The following is a 17,144-nucleotide window of genomic DNA, read 5'->3' as shown; positions in this document are numbered from 1 at the left end:
ATCTATCGCCTTGCCTTGGAAGGCGACGGCACCACCGGCCAGATGGGCGTCAAGAACATCGTCTCCTATCTCAACAGCCGCCGCATCTTCACCCGCGACGGTGGACGCTGGGGCATCGGTCAGGTTCACCGCATCCTGACCCGCCGCACCTATATGGGCGAGCATGAGTTCAACAAGCGCAGCAAGACCAAGGAATTGAAGCCTGTCAGCGAGATCGTGATGGTTCCGGTCCCGCCGATCATCGACCGCGAGACCTTCGATGCGGTTCAGAAGCTGCTCAAGGCCCGTAATCCCAAGGTCATGCCCGCCCGCGTCATCAGCGGCCCGACCATGCTGACGGGACTGATCCATTGCGCCAAGTGCGGCGGGGCCATGGCCATCCGCACCGGCAAGGGCGGGCGCTATCGCTATTACGCTTGCTCGATGAAGGCGCGGCAGGGACCGACCGCCTGCGAGGGCATGGCCGTGCCGATGGAGAAGCTGGACGATCTGGTCGCCGACCACCTTGAGAAACAGCTTCTCCAACCCGAGCGGCTGGAAACCGTCCTTGCCGCCGCACTGGACCGCAGGGAAGAACACGCCGAGCGCCGCCGCGAGCATATCGCCGAGTTGAACAAGCGCTCAGCCGAATCGGAATTGCGCCTCAAGCGCCTCTATGACGCCATCGAGTCAGGCGTGGCCGATCTCGATGACCCGGCACTGAAAGACCGCATCGACGGCCTCAAGGCCATCCGCGATCAGGCCAAGGCCGACGCAGACCGGGCGCAGGCCATGCTCCAGAACACAGGTCAGAAAGCCGTCACACCGCAAATGCTGCGCAAGTTCGCCACGACCGCCCGCGACCGTATCCGGCTGGATGGCGGCGGCTATCGCCGCGACCACCTGCGCGCGCTTGCACAGCGCGTCGAGGTCGCCGACGGCGAGGTTCGCATCATGGGGTCGAAGTCCCGGCTGCTACAGACGCTGGTGGCGGGAAGTGGCGTAAACTCAGTGCCCACTCAGGGACTGAAGTGGCGGAGAGAGAGGGATTCGAACCCTCGATACGGTTTCCCGTATACACGCTTTCCAAGCGTGCGCCTTCAACCACTCGGCCACCTCTCCATCCGTGTGCGCCTCGTTTTGAAGGCGCACGCATCTTTATTCAAGACGCGCGCCGGAGCGCGCTGGTGCGCTTTCAATCGTTAGCCACCTCTCCGGCAGGCGGAGGGGATATAACGCCTTGGCGGTCCGCACAAGCAGCGGCAAAATTTGCGCTTCCCCGCGCGAAACGGCTAGTTGCCGGGCCGCAGAGGAGACGGTCGATGTTCCGATTCCTGTTCCGATTCACCGCCTGGTGGCTGCTGGCCGGGGCCTTCGTCGCGGTCGTGATCGACGGCATCCGCAGCATTTCGGCGACGCGCCTCGTGCTGTTTTCCGTGCAGGAAGGCTGGGCCGCGTTGCACCCCGCTTCGCTCGCCAACTGGCAGAAACTGTCCGCGGATGCGGCCTGGAAAGGCGCTTTCGACCTGCTCCTCGCCTCGCCGCTATGGGCCACATTGGGCGTACTTGGCCTTTTGTTCGCGCTGCTGGGCCGCCGCCGCGCGGCGACGGCAATCGGTTATTCCGCAAGGGATTAGGCTTTGCTCGCGACTCTTTGATGAGCAGCCCGCTCGCGGGCGGATAGCCGCGCGCCTATATTCGGGACCAGCAACAGGAGACGCGAATGCTGTTCTTCCGCAAAAGCCTCGAAATTCCCGATCCGAAAGACGCCCTCAAGGGACGCGCCACCGCCATCCCGACCGCGGAGCGCCATTTCGTTCTGAAGACGCCGCTGAAAGGTCCGTATCCCGCCGGTTCGAAGCAGGTGATGTTCGGCCTCGGCTGCTTCTGGGGCGCGGAGCGCAAGTTCTGGCAACTGCCGGGCGTCTATACGACCGCGGTCGGCTACGCCGCCGGTCACACGCCAAACGCGACCTATGAAGAAGTCTGTTCGGGACGCACCGGGCACAACGAGGTCGTGCTGGTGGTTTACGACCCCGCGAAGATTTCGTTCGAGACGCTGCTGAAGACGTTCTGGGAAAGCCACGATCCCACGCAGGGCATGCGTCAGGGCAACGACGTCGGCACGCAGTATCGTTCCGGCATCTACACCTTCGACGACGAACAACGTGCGGCCGCGCAGGCTTCCAAGGCGGAATACGAGAAGGCGTTGCAGGCCAAACGTTACGGCCCGATCACGACCGAGATCCTCGACGCGCCGGACTTCTACTTCGCCGAGGATTATCACCAGCAATATCTGGCGAAGAACCCGGCCGGCTATTGCGGTCTAGGCGGCACCGGCGTCGCCTGCCAGATCGGCACCGGCGTCAGCGCCCACTGACACCCGCCCAGCGCGGACTTGCAAAAATCCCGCCTGCCGTGGCATCGGTTCCGTTATGGAATCGCCGCCGCGGCAGGTGCCGTTTTTAGAGAAATGGCTGGAATGGGCCATCTTCCAGGCCCGCTGGATCATGGCCCCGTTTTATCTGGGCCTGATCGTCGCGCTGTTCATCCTGCTCTTTAAATTCGCGCAGGAACTGATCCACTTCGTCGCGATTGCGGCCGCCTCCACCGAGGCCGACATCATCCTCGGCGTGCTGGCGCTGATCGACCTCTCGCTGACCGCGAACCTGGTGCTGATCGTCATCTTCTCAGGCTACGAGAACTTCGTCTCCAAGATCGACCCGGAAGGCCACCCCGACTGGCCGGAATGGATGACGCAGATCGACTTCGCGGGGCTGAAGCAAAAACTGTTCGCCTCCATCGTCGCGATCTCGGCGGTGCAGGTGCTCAAAGCCTTCATGAAGCTCGGCAACGTGCCCGATGGCGCGACGGGAGCCTCGACCGACCGCTACCTGTTCTGGCTGGTCGGCATCCATGTCGTGTTCGTGTTGTCCGGCCTGGCGCTGGCGTGGACCGACAAGATCGGCGACGCCAAAAAGGGCGGCCACTAGCGGCCGCGCTCCGGATCACGCTTTAAAATATTCGCGGTACCAGTCCACGAATGCGCCGACGCCTTCTTCCACCGTGGTGGACGGGCGATAGCCGGTCAGCTTTTCCAGAAGATCCGCATTGGCAAAGGTATCGGTGACGTCACCCGGCTGCATGGGCAGCAGGTTCTTCTGTGCTTTCTTGCCGAGCTTGGTTTCGATCGCCTCGATGAAGGCGGAAAGCTCGACCGGCGAACCGCCGCCGATATTCACCACCCGCCACGGCGCAGCCGGACTTAGCGAGTCGCCGTCGCTCGCCGCGCCGCGCTCCGGCACCAGCGGCACCAGCCGCGCAATGGATTCGACGAGGTCGCCGACATAGGTGAAGTCGCGCGACATGCGCCCTTCGCCGTACACGTCGATCGGCTTTCCTTTCAGGATTGCATCGACGAACTTGAACAGCGCCATGTCGGGCCGCCCCCACGGTCCATAGACCGTGAAGAAGCGCACCACCGTCGTCGGGATGTCGAACAGGTGCGCGTAGGAATGCGCCATCAGCTCGCCCGCCTTCTTGGTCGCGGCGTAAAGCGTCAGCGGATGGTCGGTGCGGTCGGTTTCGCGGAACGGCATCACCTTGTTCGCGCCATAGACCGAACTGGTGGACGCGAAGATGAAATGCTTCGGCGGCGACGCGCGCATGATCTCCAGCAGGTTGAACGTGCCGTCCACGTTCGAGCGCACATAGGCTTCGGGATTTTCGAGGCTGTAGCGCACGCCCGCCTGCGCCGCGAGGTGCACGATCACGTCGGGCTTCGCCGCGCCGTGAATTTCCGCGATCAGTTCGCCGTCTTCGAGATGCGCGATATGCGCGGTGAAGCGGTTCGAACCCGCCAGCACTTCGTGGCGCCTCTTCTTCAAGGCGACGTCATAATAGGGCGTCAGCGCGTCGATGCCCTGCACGTCGTGGCCGTCGGCGAGCAGCCGCCGGGCCAGATGGAAGCCGACGAAGCCCGCGGTGCCGGTAATCAGGAAGCGCATTGGATGAAGAAAAACTGCCGGAGAAAGTGGCGCACCCGAGAGGATTCGAACCTCTGACCTCTGCCTTCGGAGGGCAGCGCTCTATCCAGCTGAGCTACGGGTGCAGGGAAGCCTCAATTATCCGCTTTCGGCGGCGACCGCAAACCAACGAAAAACGACAAGGAAAAGCCGGTGGCGTTTGCACCACCGGCTCTCCCCTCACGGGATGGCGGACGAGATACGCCCGCCGCCCTCCCCGTCAGTTCGTGATCGCCTTGCGGCGGACCTGCGTGCGCAGCGTCTCCTCGACCACCTGATCGAAGGAGTCCTTCTTCGAATCCTTGAAGCGCTTTTGCTTTTCGGCGGCGACATAGGCGTCGCGCTGTTTGACGAGCGCAGCCAGTTTCTCGTCGATCTGCTTGCGCGTGGCGAGCTGCCGGTCGATTTCCGCCTGCCGCTCCTTCGGGGCGAGCCGCTGGAGATTCTGTGGCAGTTCGCGTTCCGGCACTTCATCCAGCTTCACGCGGCCGGACGCAGTATCGGCAACGAGATCGCCGTCGCCGGTAACCACGCCACGCGGGCCGGAGCGTTTCAGCAAATACGAAGCGATGTCGGTCGCGGTCGGGGCCGGTGCATCGACCGAGCGGGTCGCCTGCATCTGCACTTTTTCCTGCCGCTCGCGCGAGCCGTACGGAAGCAGCGTGTGGTTGAGGCGGCCTTGCAGTTCGATGATCTCGCGGTCGTACGGCGTCTCGATGATGATCGCGACACCGCCGTCCTGCGGGATATGGAGATACTTGCCGTCGCTGCGCTGCGCGATCTCGCGCCAGATCCGCATGGTGTCCTGCGCATTACCGGCCTGCACGGTGTTGATCAGGATGCCGCGTGCCTTCGCATCCGCGACGATCTCCGGATACTTGCGGTCCTGCTTGTAATCCATGTGCGGCGGTGCATCGCCGACCAGGAACACGATCTTGCAAATGTCCGGCCCCTGCGACCAGTTCAGTTTCGTCACCGCCACGTCGAGCGCCTCGTTCACGCTCTCCGGCCAGTCGCCGCCGCCGTTCGCCGCGAATTTGAGCAACTCGCCGTAAAGCGACTGGATGTCGGTGGTGAGGTCGAATTTCCTCGTGACGTATTCGTCGCCGACATCGCGATAGGCGACCAACGCCATGCGGATTTCGGCATCCGGATTGGCTTCGGCGATCGAAGTCGCGATCGACCAGATTTTCTGTTTCGCCCGCTCGATCAACCCGCTCATCGAGCCGGTGGTGTCGAGCACGAACGCAACCTCGACAATCGGCTTGCCGGCATAGGCCGGCGGCGTGAACGCAAGGGCAAGCCCCGCCACCAGGGCGAGATACATCGCATAAGTTCGCATGAAACCCTCTCCCAAGAATTTTCTTCGAATCTTCAGCGCGCGAATGTTTCCCGGCGGAACCGGGCCGGAGCGCGAAGGAAGCGCGGCAAACCGTGGGCGGGGTTGTGGCCGCCACAATTCGCCGCAACGTCAGCAACCCTGCCGCGATGAACGCGCTTTTCGCGGAAATCGCGCGGCTGCTAGACTTGATGCGAATCCGATGAGCACTCCCGTCCCGCTTCCGCCGCACTTCGGCCAGAACGGTTTCGAGCCTGCGCGCACGATCTGCCGCGGCGCGATCCGGCTGCTGCACGATTGCGGCTATGCTTCCGTCATCGAACTGCCGCTGCCTTCCGGCCGCCGCGCCGATATCGCGGCCATCGGCGCGCGCGGCGAAATCTGGATCGTCGAGGTGAAGTCATGCCTCAACGATTTCCGCACCGACTCGAAATGGACGGAATATCGCGCGCATTGCGACCGGCTGTTCTTCGCGGTCGACAACGATTTTCCGGCGGATGTGCTTCCCCCGGATGCGGGACTGATGATCGTGGACGGCTATGGCGGCGCGATCTTACGCGAAGCGCCCGCACATCCGCTGGTGGCGGCTTCGCGCAAGGCGATGACCATGCGGATTGCGCGCATCGCCGCTTCGCGGCTCAGCACGCTTCACGATCCGAAAATCCGGCAGGAACTGCTGTAGGCGAAAATCAGCGCGGCGCGCGCTTCGCCAGAATCCGCTGCAAGGTGCGGCGGTGCATGTTGAGGCGTCGCGCGGTCTCGGAAACATTGCGTTCGCAAAGTTCGTACACACGCTGGATGTGCTCCCAGCGTACGCGATCCGCCGACATCGGCTTCTCCGGCGGCGGTGCTTTTTCACCGCCCTGCGCCGTGAGCGCAGAATAAATATCGTCCGCATCGACCGGCTTCGCCAGGTAATCGACCGCGCCGAGCTTGATCGCAGTGACCGCGGTCGCGATGTTGCCGTAGCCGGTCAGCACGATGCCGCGCGCTTCGGGGCGCTTTTCCTTCAGCGCGGAAATCACGTCGAGGCCGTTGCCGTCGCCGAGGCGCATGTCCACAACCGCATAGGCGGGCGGGCTGTCCTTCACGCGCGCGAGGCCATCGGCGATGGAATCGGCCGTAGTGACCACGAAGCCGCGGCCTTCCATGGCGCGAGCGAGCCGTTCTAGAAAGGGTTTGTCGTCGTCGACGATCAGAAGCTGTTTGTCGCTGCCAAGGCCGTTGGCGCCTGCTGCGGCCATCGGAAAATACTCCGTACTTACGCTGGCAGCCCTGCGGCCACCGGTTCACCCGCATATTTCCTTGGAAAAGCGGGCCTCATGCCCCCTGCGACATTTAGGACGCCGGGGCCTCGCTGGCAAGGGAAGGCGCGGTTTCACGGTTACCGCGCGGTCCGGTCGCGGCAGCGGTGGATTCGAGGATTTCACGGCGCCAATGCACGCCGACGACCGCGCCTTTTTCGGGAGCGGCGCGATTTTCGGCGCGAAGGGTTCCGCCGCTGCGTTCCAGCAGCGTCTTAGCAATGAAGAAGCCGAGACCGAGACCACCGAGTTCATCGACCTTGTTGTTCCGGATCTGATGCTGGCCGCGCACGCGCAAGTAAGGCTCGCCGATGCGGTTGAGAATCTCCGGCGCGAAGCCCGGACCATCGTCGCCGACGATGATGTTTACATCGTCCTTGTCCCAGTTCGCGGTGATGGACACTTTCTGCTTCGCAAAATCGACCGCGTTCTCGATGATGCTTTCCAGCCCGTACAGAATTGCCGGGTTGCGCGCGACCACCGGCTCACCGCTGTGGTCAGGCGGGAAGCGAATCTCGATCTCGATGTCGAAATCGCGCAAGGGCGCCGTCACTTCCTCAATCAGATGCGAAAGCTGCATCCGGTCGAATGGCGCGAGGCCGGTTTCAAGCGACGTCAGCGTGCGAAGGATCGTGCGGCAGCGCTCGGTTTGCTGGCGCAGCAGCTTGATGTCGGCGGCGTGGGCATTGTCTTCCGGTATCGCGCGCTCCAGTTCGCGCACCACCAATGCAATGGTCGCGAGCGGCGTACCGAGTTCGTGCGCGGCAGCAGCAGCCAGTCCGTCCAGCGCCGAGATTTGCTGCTCGCGCGCCAGCACCAGTTCGGTCGCGGTCAGCGCGTCGGAGAGCTTTCGCGTTTCGTCGGCGACGCGCCAGGCATAGGCGCCGATGAACACCACCGAAATGACGATCGAAAGCCAGATGCCGGCGACATAAACGGGGGGCAGCATGATCGGTTCGCCGCGCCAGGGCAGCGGATGCGAATAGAGCGCCAGCACCGTCGATGCGGCAATCGCAAGCGATCCGAGCAGCAGCGTCGTGCGCAGCCGCAATGCCATCGCCGAAATCAGCACCGGCGCAAGAAAAAGAATACTGAACGGGTTGACCAGACCGCCGGTGAGATAGAGCAGCAGGGAAAGCTGCACGATGTCGAAACCAAGCAGCGCGCCAGCCGCCGCGTCGCGCAACCGGTAGCCCTGCGGATAGGCGAGGCCTAGCGCGACATTCACCAGCGCCGTTACGCCGACCACGGCGAATGCAGGCACGGCGGGCAACGAGTAATCGAGACCCCATTCGACAATGGCGAGCGAAAGCGCCTGCCCCGCGACCGCGAGCCAGCGCAGGTTGATCAACGCATTCAGGCTGATCGTATAGTGATGCGGTTCGACACTGCGGCTGCGGATTGGCATGCCCATAGTCTAGGCTTTTCGGCCCGGAGCCGCGAGATTTCCGAACCGCCTCATTTCGGCTAGAAGCCCGGCGCAGAAACCCGCTTCCTCATGAACGTCAACACTCCCATGCCCGCGATCGAGGCCGATCGCCTGACCAAACGCTACGGCGAATCCGTCGCCGTGCACGGCATCTCCTTTCGCCTGAGCGCCGGTTCCGTGACCGGGCTGCTCGGCGGCAACGGCGCGGGCAAGACCACCACCATCGGCATGATCATGTCGCTGATCGCGCCGACTTCCGGCCGCGTGCTGGTGCTCGGCAGCGACATGGCGCGCGACGCCTATCGCGTGCTGCACCGGATGAATTTCGAAAGCCCCTATGTCGATCTCCCGCACCGGCTGACCGTGCGCCAGAACCTCACCGTGTTCGGCGGGCTGTACGGCGTGGGCGCCATCGCGGAACGCATCGCGAAGCTGGCGGCCGATCTCGATTTGCAGGATTTCATCGACCGCCCTTCCGGCAAGCTCTCCGCAGGGCAAAAGACGCGCGTCGCGCTCGCGAAGGCGCTCATCAACGAACCGGAAATCCTGATCCTCGACGAGCCGACCGCCTCGCTCGACCCGGATACCGCGGACTGGATTCGCGGCCATCTGGAGCGCTACCGCGCGAAGCATAACGCGACCATCCTGCTTGCCTCGCACAACATGGGCGAAGTGGAGCGGCTCTGCGACCGCGTGATCATGATGAAGCGCGGCAAGATCGTAGACGACGAATCGCCTTCCAACCTGATTACGCGCTACGGCCGCCACAACCTCGAGGAAGTTTTCCTCGACGTCGCGCGCGGCCGCGGCAAGGCCAATGCACAGGAGGCCGCGCAATGATCGCCTCGTCTCCCGCGTTCTCCTTCTCGCGCATTTTCGCGCTTGTCATGCGCCACTGGTACCTGCTGCGCTCGTCATGGCCGCGGCTCCTCGAACTCGTCTACTGGCCGCTGGTGCAGATGATCATGTGGGGTTTCCTGCAAACCTTCATGGCGAAGCAGACCGGCGCGCTCGCCACCGCCGCCGGCACGTTCCTCGCCGCGGTGTTGCTGTGGGACATCCTGTTTCGCGGGCAGCTTGGCTTTTCGTTCTCGTTCCTCGAAGAAATGTGGTCGCGCAATCTTGCGAACCTGATGATCTCGCCGCTCCGGCCCATCGAGTTCGTGCTCTCGATGATCGCGATGAGCATCATCCGCCTCATCATCGGCGTGGTGCCGGTGACGTTCCTCGCGATGTGGTTCTTCGGATTCAACTTCTGGGGACTCGGCTTCGCGCTTGGCGCGTTCTTCGCAAACCTGCTCCTGACGAGCTGGGCAATCGGCCTGCTTTGCGCAGGACTGGTGCTGCGCAACGGCCTCGGTGCGGAAGGGCTGACCTGGTCGATCATGTTCCTCTTTCTGCCGCTGACCTGCGTCTACTACCCGGTGGCCGCGCTCCCTGCGTGGATCCAGCCGCTGTCGTGGTCGCTGCCGCCGACCTACGTTTTCGAGGGCATGCGCGCGCTGGTGCTGGAACACACCTTCCGCGCCGACCTGATGCTGTGGGCGTTCGGCCTGAACCTGATCTGGATCACCGCGGCTGGGTGGGCATTTTTGCGCCTGCTTTACTCTTCCAAGCAGGCCGGCTCGCTGATGAGCGTCGGCGAATAACTGCCCTGAATTTCAGCGAATGGCTGCCCTGATTTGACGCAGCCCCCGAAACGTCACAGGGTCGCGCCGCACCGCAACAGAGGCCCGCTCGCGCGTTAACCACGCGGCTTCGAGCGAACTGAAAACTCGATGCCGATTGGTGAATTTGGCCGCCCGCCGGAAGTCCCCGAACAGTCGGGGCCGGTCCTCTCCACGCCGCTCTACTGGTTCTACGAATGGGGTCAGGCCGCGCTGAACCCTTCGCGCGCACTCGCCGACGCGACGCGACTCTATTTTAAGAACCCTCTCAACCCGCTTTCGCAGACCCACTTCGGCAAGACCATCGCCGCCACGGCGGAAATGTTCGAGCGCACCACGCGCCGCTACGGCAAGCCGGAATGGCATATCGACTCGACGCTGGTCGGCGGCGAGCGCGTGCCGGTCACGATCCGCACCGTATGGAAGCGGCCGTTCTGCAACCTCCTGCATTTCGAGCGGCAGTTCGCGGTTTCGCCGAAACGTCCGCAGCCGAAGCTGCTGATCGTCGCGCCGATGTCCGGCCATTACGCGACGCTGCTGCGCGGCACGGTCGAAGCCTTCCTGCCGAACCATGACGTCTACATCACCGACTGGGTCGATGCGCGCATGGTGCCGCTCGACGAAGGCCCGTTCGATCTCGACGATTACATCGATTACGTCATCAGCATGTTCCACTGGCTCGGCATCGGCGCGCACGCAATCGCGGTGTGCCAGCCCTCCGTGCCGGTGCTGGCCGCGGTCGCGCGCATGGAAGCGGAGAACGATCCCTACGTTCCGTTCTCGATGACATTGATGGGCGGACCGATCGACACGCGCCGGAATCCGACCGCGGTCAACAAGCTGGCCGAAGAAAAAGGCATGGACTGGTTCCGCACCCGCGTCATCGCCAAGGTGCCGTTCCCGCATCCGGGCTTCATGCGCGAAGTCTATCCGGGCTTCCTGCAACTCGGCGGCTTCATCGGCATGAACCTCGACCGCCACGTCGATGCGCACCGCGCGCTGTTCAACAACCTCGTCGAAGGCGACGGCGATTCCGCGAAGAAGCATCAGGAATTCTACGACGAATATCTCGCGGTGATGGACCTCACCGCCGAGTTTTATTTGCAGACGGTGGAGAAGGTCTTCGTCCGCCACGACCTGCCGAACGGCACCTTCAAGCATCGCGACAAGCCGGTCGATCCTTCGCTGATCCGGCGCACAGCGCTGCTCACGGTCGAGGGCGAGAACGACGACATTTCCGGCGTCGGCCAGACGCAGGCGACCCACGACCTCTGCAAGAACATCCCGGCGGACAAGAAGGTCCATTATGTCCAGCCCAAGGTCGGGCATTACGGCGTGTTCAACGGCTCGCGGTTCCGGGCCGAGATCGCGCCGCGCATCGCGGATTTCGTGCTGTCGAATAACAACGGCTATGCCGACGGCTCCAGCGTTTCTGCCGCCGCGCGTACCGCCAAGCCGCGCGTTCCCGCGTAGCGCGAAATCCGGGCTTGCCTAATTCCGCCGTTCCGTTTTGCCTTCATGGCAGCGGGACGAATCGGTTCGATTGATGCGGATTCTCGATTTTCTCAAACAGGCGCCGCAGGCCGACGAACGCATAACGCTTGCGCTCGGCGAGCAGCAATTCGACATCGCGGTCATGCGGAACCCCCGCGCGCGGCGCTATACGCTGCGCGTGCGTGATGCGAAGCGCGACGTGGTGCTCACCATGCCGGCGCGCGGCAGCATCCGCGAGGCACACCGTTTCGCCGAAAAGCACACCGCATGGATCGCGTCGAAGCTGGCGCAGCTTCCGGGGCGCGTGCCGTTCGCGGATGGAGAGACGCTTCCCGTGCGCGGCATTGCGTACCGCATCGTGCACCGGCCGCATGCGCGCGGCACCGCGTGGCTCGAACATTCGGAAGAAAACGGCGCGATGCTTTGCGTCGCCGGGAAAAGCGAGCACGTTTCGCGCCGCGTCCGAGATTTCCTGAAGCGCGAAGCCAAGGTCGCGCTCACGGCGGCGACGCGGAAATACGCGGGCATGCTGGGCGTGACGGTTTCCCGCATCGGGTTGCGCGACAGCACTTCGCGCTGGGGTTCTTGTTCGGAAAGCGGTGCGATTTCCTATTCGTGGCGGCTGATCCTCGCGCCCGATTATGTGCTCGATTATCTCGCCGCGCATGAAGTGGCGCACCGGCGCGAACTGAATCACTCGGAGCGGTTCTGGAACCTGCTCTACAGGATGTGCCCCGAAGCGAAGCGCGCGGAAGCATGGCTCACGCGCGAAGGAAAATCGCTGCACAGGTACGGCTAGTTGCGGCGGGTTCCGAACAGGCGATCCAGCAGCCAGTTGTCGATACCGCGCTCGGCCTGCCGCTCCGGCGGCTGCGGATAGCGGTCATCCCGCACAACACCCGGCGGATATAATGGGCCGTCATTGCGCGGCGGTGCGTAATCCGAACCCGGCAGATCGACCGGCTGCAGGTTCTGGTGCGCCACGCGCATCACGCGGTTCCAGATTTCGACTGGCAGGTTGCCGCCCGACGCCTTCTTCGTCGGCGAGGAATCGTCGTTGCCGAGCCAGACGCCCGCGATCAGCGCGCCGGTATAGCCGACGAACCAAGCGTCGCGATAATCCTGACTGGTTCCGGTCTTGCCGCCCGCGCGCCAGCCGGGAATCTGCGCGCGGCGCGCGGTGCCGGTGAGCAGCGTTTCTTCCATCATGCGGTTCATCTGCGCGACATGGGGCGGCGCGATCACGCTGCCGAAGCCGGGCTGCGAGCGCGAATAGAGAATCTTTCCTTTCGCGTCGCGCACCTGCGAGATCGTATGCGGCAGCACGCCGATGCCGCCATTCGCGAAGGGTGCATACGCGCCGGTCAGTTCCAGCAACGTCACTTCCGAAGTGCCGAGCGCGAGCGAAGCATTCGCTTGCAGATCGGAATAGATGCCGAGGCGGCGTGCGGTTTTCACGACCGCTGCCGGCCCGACTTCGATGGCGAGCCGCACGGCAACCGTGTTCAGCGACATCGAGAGCGCGGTGGTGAGCGAAACCGGCCCGTAATACTGGCCGGTGAAGTTTTCCGGCCGCCAGTTGCGCACCGAGATCGGCGCGTCGTCGCGCACTGTGTCGGGCGTAAGTCCGCGCTCCAGCGCGGTCAGGTAGACGAACGGCTTGAACGCCGAGCCGGGCTGGCGCTTCGCGGAAATCGCGCGGTTGAACTGGCTCTCGGAATAATTCGCGCCGCCGACCAGCGCGCGCACCGCGCCGTTGGTATCCATCACAACGATGGCGCCTTGCGAAACGCCGTACTTCTCGCCGTTCTTGTTCAACTCTTCCGTCAACGCGCGTTCGGCCGCTGCCTGCAACGCCGGGTCGATGGTCGTGACGACGGTAACATCGGTTTCGTACTGGCCGATGTAATCGTTGAGCGCATCCATCACCCAGTCGGCGACGTAGCCGTTCGAGCCGGGCGCAGTGCTGCGCGCGACCTTCGCGGGGCGCGTGCGCGCGGTCGCCACCATTTCGCGGGTGATGAAGCCCGCTTCTTCCATCGCCGCGAGGACGAGGAGCGCGCGCTGTTGCGCGGCTTCCGGATTGCGCGTCGGCGCGAGCCGCGTGGGCGAGCGCACCAGACCCGCCAGCACGGCCGCTTCGGAGAGCGTGAGCGCGCGCGCGGATTTTCCGAAATAGCGCTGCGCCGCCGCCTCGACGCCGTAAGCGCCTGCGCCGAAGTAAACGCGGTTCAGATAAAGCTCGAGGATCTGCGCCTTCGAGTATTTCACTTCGAGCCAGACCGCGAGGATCACTTCCTGCAATTTGCGCTCTAACGTGCGATCCTGCGTGAGGAACAGGTTCTTTGCGAGCTGCTGCGTCAGCGTCGAGCCGCCTTCGCGCAAGCGGCCGCGGCTCAGGTTCACGAACACCGCGCGCGCCACGCCGATCGGGTCGATGCCGAAGTGATAATGAAAGCGGCGGTCCTCGATAGCGACGAAGGCTTCCGGCAAATATTTCGGCAGCGCGGCCAGTGGAACGGCGGTGCCGCCCATTTCGCCGCGCACGGCGATCGGCTTGTTGTCGGTGCCGAGAATCGTGATCGTCGGCGGACGCTTCGGCACGACCAGCGTCTGGATCGGCGGCAGCTTGGTGAACTGCCATGCGATCAGCGCGCTGAGCGCGAGGAAGCACCACAGCCCGGCGATGAACGTGAAGCGGACCAGGCGCCCGAAGAAGCTGCGCTTGCGGCGCGCCTTGCCGCGGCTTTTGCGCGGACGCGATCCGCGCGGGCGGCGCTCGTCGTCGTAACCGCCGGCGCGGTCGCGCGCATCGAGGCGCACGTCGAGCCGCGCGGAGCGGTCTCGCATCGAAGGTTCGCGGCGTTTCGGGCGCAGCCAGCCCATATATATGTGTCTCTCGGCCGCGCTCCCGGAACGGCGCGGTTAAAGACTCCTAAATGCCTGCGTTTAAGGCGAAGTTAAGCCGCGACCGCGGTGCTTTCGCGCCTAGCGCGCAGCCGCCGCCTTGCGGGGCTTTTCTTCGGCCGCGGCGCGCTCGAACACCGCGAGCAGCGCCCGCTTGATCGAGGCCTGCCGCTGGGGCGACTCGATTTTCGCGCCCATGAGGTCGTTCACATAAAAGACGTCCACCACCCGCTCGCCGAAGGTGGCGACGTGCGCGGAGACGATGTTCAGGTTCAGCCGCGAGATCGTGTTGGTGAGATCGAACAGCAGGCCCGGCCGGTCGAGGCCATTGACCTCGATCACGGTGTGCTGATCCGACCACTCGTTGTTGATGGAAACTTCCGGCTCTAGGCGGAACGCGCGGGAGCGCGTCTTCGGTGCGCGTTTCTCGACAATGTCCGGCAAACGCATCTCGCCCCGCAGCGCCTGCTCGATGCCGTCCGCGATGCGGTTTGCGCGGCGCAGTTCGTCCTCGTCCAGATCGAACTCGCGCGTGACGGAGATGGAATCGAGCGCAAGGCCGTCGGTGGTCGTGAAAATCTGTGCGTCCACGATGTTCGCGCCGGCCGCCGCGCACGCGCCCGCGATCACGGACAGCAGGCGCGGGTGGTCTGGGGTCAGCAGCGTCAGTTCGGTTACGCCGCGCGAGGGATCGGTCCGCACCTTGGTCGCGACCGCCTTGCCGCCCTGCTCGGTGCTCCTGATGAAACGCGCGTGCTCGATCTTGTGCTGCAAATCCGTCTTCAGCCAATACGGCTGATAGTGACGCTGCACATAGCGGTCGAGTTCGTCCTTGCTCCAGTCGCCCATCGCCTCGCGGAATTCGGCCTGCGCCATTTCCACGCGGCGCGAGCGGTTCACTTCCGAATAGCCGCCGGTCAGCACCGGCTCGGTTTCGTAGTAGAGCGTACGCAATAGTTGCGCCTTCCAGCCGTTCCACACGCCGGGGCCGACTGCGCGAATGTCGGCGGTGGTGAGGATAAGCAGCATCTTCAGGCGTTCGAGGTTCTGCACGATGGCGGCGAAACCCTCGACGGTCTTGCGGTCCGACAGGTCGCGCGACTGCGCGATGGTGGACATGGTGAGATGCTGCTCGATCAGCCACGCAATCGTCTCGGTGTCGGCCTGCGACAGGCCGATGCGCGGGCAGAAGCGGCGCGCGATCTTCGCGCCCATGATCGAATGGTCTTCGGGGCGGCCCTTCGCGATGTCATGCAGGAACAGCGCGATATAGAGCAGCTCGCGGTTCTTGATGGTCTTCATCAGTTCGTTGGCGAGGCCGTATTCGGGATTGGTGCCGCGCTCGATCTCGGACAGCACGCCGATGCAGCGGATCAGGTGCTCGTCCACCGTGTAGTGGTGGTAGAGGTTGAACTGCATCATCGCGACGACATGGCCGAATTCCGGCACAAAGCGGCCGAGCACGCCGGCTTCGTTCATCTTGCGCAGCACGATTTCCGGCGCGTGCTTCGAGGCAACGATCTCGCGAAACAGCGTATTCGCGTCCGGGTCTTCGCGGAGCGCGCCGTCGATCAGTTTCAGCGAGCGCCGCGCGAGGCGCAACGCGTCCGGGTGGAAATCCAGATCGTGCTGGTCCGCGATGTGGAACATGCGCAGGAAATTGACCGGGTCCCTCTGGAACACCTTGTCGTTCGCGACGCTGACGCGCTCGTTGTCGATGACGAAATCCGGATAATCCTTCACGGGCCTGCGCTTGCGGCGCGCGAAGCGCGAGATCACGCGGGTCAGCGCGGGCGCGCTTTTCGCGTGGATCTCCTCCAGCTCCGCGCAGACGATGGCAGTGAGGTCGCCGACATCCTTCGCGATCAGGAAGTAATGCTTCATGAAGCGTTCGACGTCGCGCTGGCCCGGATGATCGGTGTAGCCGAGGCGCAGCGCCATTTCATGCTGCACCTCGAACGAAAGCCGTTCTTCCGCGCGTCCGGTAAGAAAATGCAAGTGACAGCGTACCGCCCACAGGAAATCCGCGCAGCGGCGGAACAGCGCGCGCTCCGCCTTCGTGAACAGGCCCTTGCCGACCAGTTCTTCCACGTCGCGCACGCGATAGACGTATTTGCCGATCCAGTTCAGCGTGTGCAGGTCGCGCAACCCGCCCTTGCCTTCCTTCACGTTCGGCTCGACCAGATAGCGCGACTGGCCAGCGCGCTTGTGGCGCTCGTCACGCTCGGCGAGTTTCGCCGCGACGAATTCGGCCGCGGTGCCCTGCACCACTTCCTTGTCGAAGCGTATCTGGAATTCGTCGAACAGCTTTTCGTCGCCGACCAGCCGCCGCGCTTCCAGCAGTGCGGTGCGGATCGTCATGTCGGCGCGGCCCTGCCGAATGCACTCGTCCACCGAACGCGTGGCGTGGCCAACTTTGAGGCCCATGTCCCAGAGCGCGTAGAGGATCGCTTCTGCGACGCTCTCGCCCCATGCGGTCTGTTTGTACGGAAGAAGAAAAAGCAGATCGATGTCGGAGCCGGGCGCAAGCAAGCCGCGGCCATATCCGCCGACCGCGACAACCGTCATGCGCTCGGCGGTCGAAGGATTTTCCGAGCGGTAAAGTTGCTCCGCCGCGACTTCGTAGGCGAGCGTGATGATCGTATCCATCAAGCGCGACAGCGCTTCGGCGCAGCCGCGGCCCGCCAGACCGCCGAGGAGTTTTTTCTCGGCCAGCTCGCGGCCTTCGGTCAGCGCAGTTTTCAGCCGTTGCGTCAGCGCGACGCGAATGTCCGCGGCACGGCCCTGATGCTGTTCGCTGAGCTTGGCCAGCTCAGCACGCAGCTTCGCAACATTGATGAGGTCCGCGGCTCCGGGCTTGGCCCGGCGGCGGCGTCTTGGTGAGCGCGACATTGGCGGAAAACGAATAACCCTGTGCGGGAAATACCTTATCTCCTCTGCAACGTCATGGAATATGACCTTTATAATACAGATATATTTTGTTCTATTTTTCTATTGACA

At 63.7% G+C, this 17,144-nt stretch carries 15 protein-coding genes, 2 tRNA genes and 1 pseudogene; 9 read left to right on the top strand and 9 right to left on the bottom strand.

The features are described from left to right. The first annotated feature begins 219 nt into the window (after positions 1-219). Positions 220-507: pseudogene (locus tag KF794_15650) on the top strand (recombinase zinc beta ribbon domain-containing protein). A 162-nt stretch (positions 508-669) separates the two neighbouring features. Here the strand turns inward: KF794_15650 and KF794_15645 are convergent. Both KF794_15645 and KF794_15640 read right to left on the bottom strand, forming a co-directional pair. Further along, complete coding sequence (locus tag KF794_15645; protein ID QYK45146.1) at positions 670-882, bottom strand: hypothetical protein; 213 nt, start codon at positions 880-882, stop codon at positions 670-672. Positions 883-1,011: 129 nt separating this feature from the next. After that, positions 1,012-1,101: transfer RNA gene (locus KF794_15640), tRNA-Ser, on the bottom strand. Between the two features lie 200 nt (positions 1,102-1,301). Between KF794_15640 and KF794_15635 the strand changes: the two genes are divergently transcribed. The 3 genes from KF794_15635 (at position 1,302) to KF794_15625 (ending at position 2,972) form a co-directional block, all read left to right on the top strand. Continuing rightward, complete coding sequence (locus KF794_15635) at positions 1,302-1,616, top strand: hypothetical protein (protein ID QYK45145.1); 315 nt, start codon at positions 1,302-1,304, stop codon at positions 1,614-1,616. 86 nt (positions 1,617-1,702) lie between these two features. After that, positions 1,703-2,359, top strand: a complete 657-nt coding sequence (gene msrA / locus KF794_15630) for a peptide-methionine (S)-S-oxide reductase MsrA (GenBank protein ID QYK45144.1) — start codon at positions 1,703-1,705, stop codon at positions 2,357-2,359. A 55-nt stretch (positions 2,360-2,414) separates the two neighbouring features. Then, the gene (locus tag KF794_15625; GenBank protein ID QYK45143.1) at positions 2,415-2,972 is read left to right on the top strand and encodes a TIGR00645 family protein; all 558 of its coding nucleotides are present in this window, start codon (positions 2,415-2,417) and stop codon (positions 2,970-2,972) included. A 15-nt stretch (positions 2,973-2,987) separates the two neighbouring features. Here the strand turns inward: KF794_15625 and KF794_15620 are convergent, their stop codons facing one another. The 3 genes from KF794_15620 to KF794_15610 form a co-directional block, all read right to left on the bottom strand. Then, positions 2,988-3,986, bottom strand: coding sequence for an NAD-dependent epimerase (locus tag KF794_15620; protein QYK45142.1), 999 nt, complete (start codon positions 3,984-3,986; stop codon positions 2,988-2,990). A gap of 27 nt (positions 3,987-4,013) precedes the next feature. Continuing rightward, positions 4,014-4,090 (bottom strand) — tRNA-Arg (locus KF794_15615). 134 nt (positions 4,091-4,224) lie between these two features. Next, on the bottom strand, positions 4,225-5,346 hold the full coding sequence (locus KF794_15610) for a VWA domain-containing protein (protein ID QYK45141.1): 1,122 nt from the start codon (positions 5,344-5,346) through the stop codon (positions 4,225-4,227). 199 nt (positions 5,347-5,545) lie between these two features. Here KF794_15610 and KF794_15605 point away from each other — a divergent pair, with 199 nt between their 5' ends. After that, a complete protein-coding gene (locus tag KF794_15605; GenBank protein ID QYK45140.1) occupies positions 5,546-6,025 on the top strand; it encodes an MmcB family DNA repair protein in 480 nt (159 codons plus the stop codon). 7 nt (positions 6,026-6,032) lie between these two features. On the opposite strand, the gene KF794_15600 is transcribed toward KF794_15605, so the two are convergent. Together KF794_15600 and KF794_15595 are read right to left on the bottom strand one after the other, a co-directional pair. Continuing rightward, positions 6,033-6,587, bottom strand: coding sequence for an ActR/PrrA/RegA family redox response regulator transcription factor (locus KF794_15600; protein QYK45139.1), 555 nt, complete (start codon positions 6,585-6,587; stop codon positions 6,033-6,035). A gap of 94 nt (positions 6,588-6,681) precedes the next feature. Then, complete coding sequence (locus KF794_15595) at positions 6,682-8,055, bottom strand: ActS/PrrB/RegB family redox-sensitive histidine kinase (protein ID QYK45138.1); 1,374 nt, start codon at positions 8,053-8,055, stop codon at positions 6,682-6,684. A 90-nt stretch (positions 8,056-8,145) separates the two neighbouring features. Here KF794_15595 and KF794_15590 point away from each other — a divergent pair, with 90 nt between their 5' ends. The 4 genes from KF794_15590 to KF794_15575 all read left to right on the top strand — a co-directional run bounded on the left by KF794_15590 (position 8,146) and on the right by KF794_15575 (position 12,036). Then, positions 8,146-8,916: an ABC transporter ATP-binding protein gene (locus tag KF794_15590; protein QYK45137.1), complete on the top strand. Its 771-nt coding sequence runs from the start codon at positions 8,146-8,148 to the stop codon at positions 8,914-8,916. Then, a complete protein-coding gene (locus KF794_15585) occupies positions 8,913-9,725 on the top strand; it encodes an ABC transporter permease (GenBank protein QYK45136.1) in 813 nt (270 codons plus the stop codon). Before KF794_15590 ends, KF794_15585 begins: the two co-directional genes overlap by 4 nt. A 129-nt stretch (positions 9,726-9,854) precedes the next feature. Beyond that, on the top strand, positions 9,855-11,216 hold the full coding sequence (locus tag KF794_15580; protein QYK45135.1) for a polyhydroxyalkanoate depolymerase: 1,362 nt from the start codon (positions 9,855-9,857) through the stop codon (positions 11,214-11,216). Between the two features lie 73 nt (positions 11,217-11,289). Further along, positions 11,290-12,036, top strand: a complete 747-nt coding sequence (locus KF794_15575) for a M48 family metallopeptidase (protein QYK45134.1) — start codon at positions 11,290-11,292, stop codon at positions 12,034-12,036. On the opposite strand, the gene KF794_15570 is transcribed toward KF794_15575, so the two are convergent. Both KF794_15570 and KF794_15565 read right to left on the bottom strand, forming a co-directional pair. Beyond that, positions 12,033-14,123, bottom strand: a complete 2,091-nt coding sequence (locus KF794_15570) for a penicillin-binding protein 1A (GenBank protein QYK45133.1) — start codon at positions 14,121-14,123, stop codon at positions 12,033-12,035. The two genes, KF794_15575 and KF794_15570, sit on opposite strands and share 4 nt — an antisense overlap. 102 nt (positions 14,124-14,225) lie before the next feature. Next, entirely contained in the window at positions 14,226-17,036 is a 2,811-nt protein-coding gene (locus KF794_15565; GenBank protein QYK45132.1) for a [protein-PII] uridylyltransferase, read from the bottom strand. Positions 17,037-17,144 lie beyond the last annotated feature (108 nt).

The organism is Xanthobacteraceae bacterium (assembly GCA_019454205.1).
Lineage (GTDB): Bacteria > Pseudomonadota > Alphaproteobacteria > Rhizobiales > Xanthobacteraceae.
The sequence above is the reverse complement of the archived record's forward strand: the minus strand, read 5'-3'. Positions and strand labels throughout refer to the sequence as shown.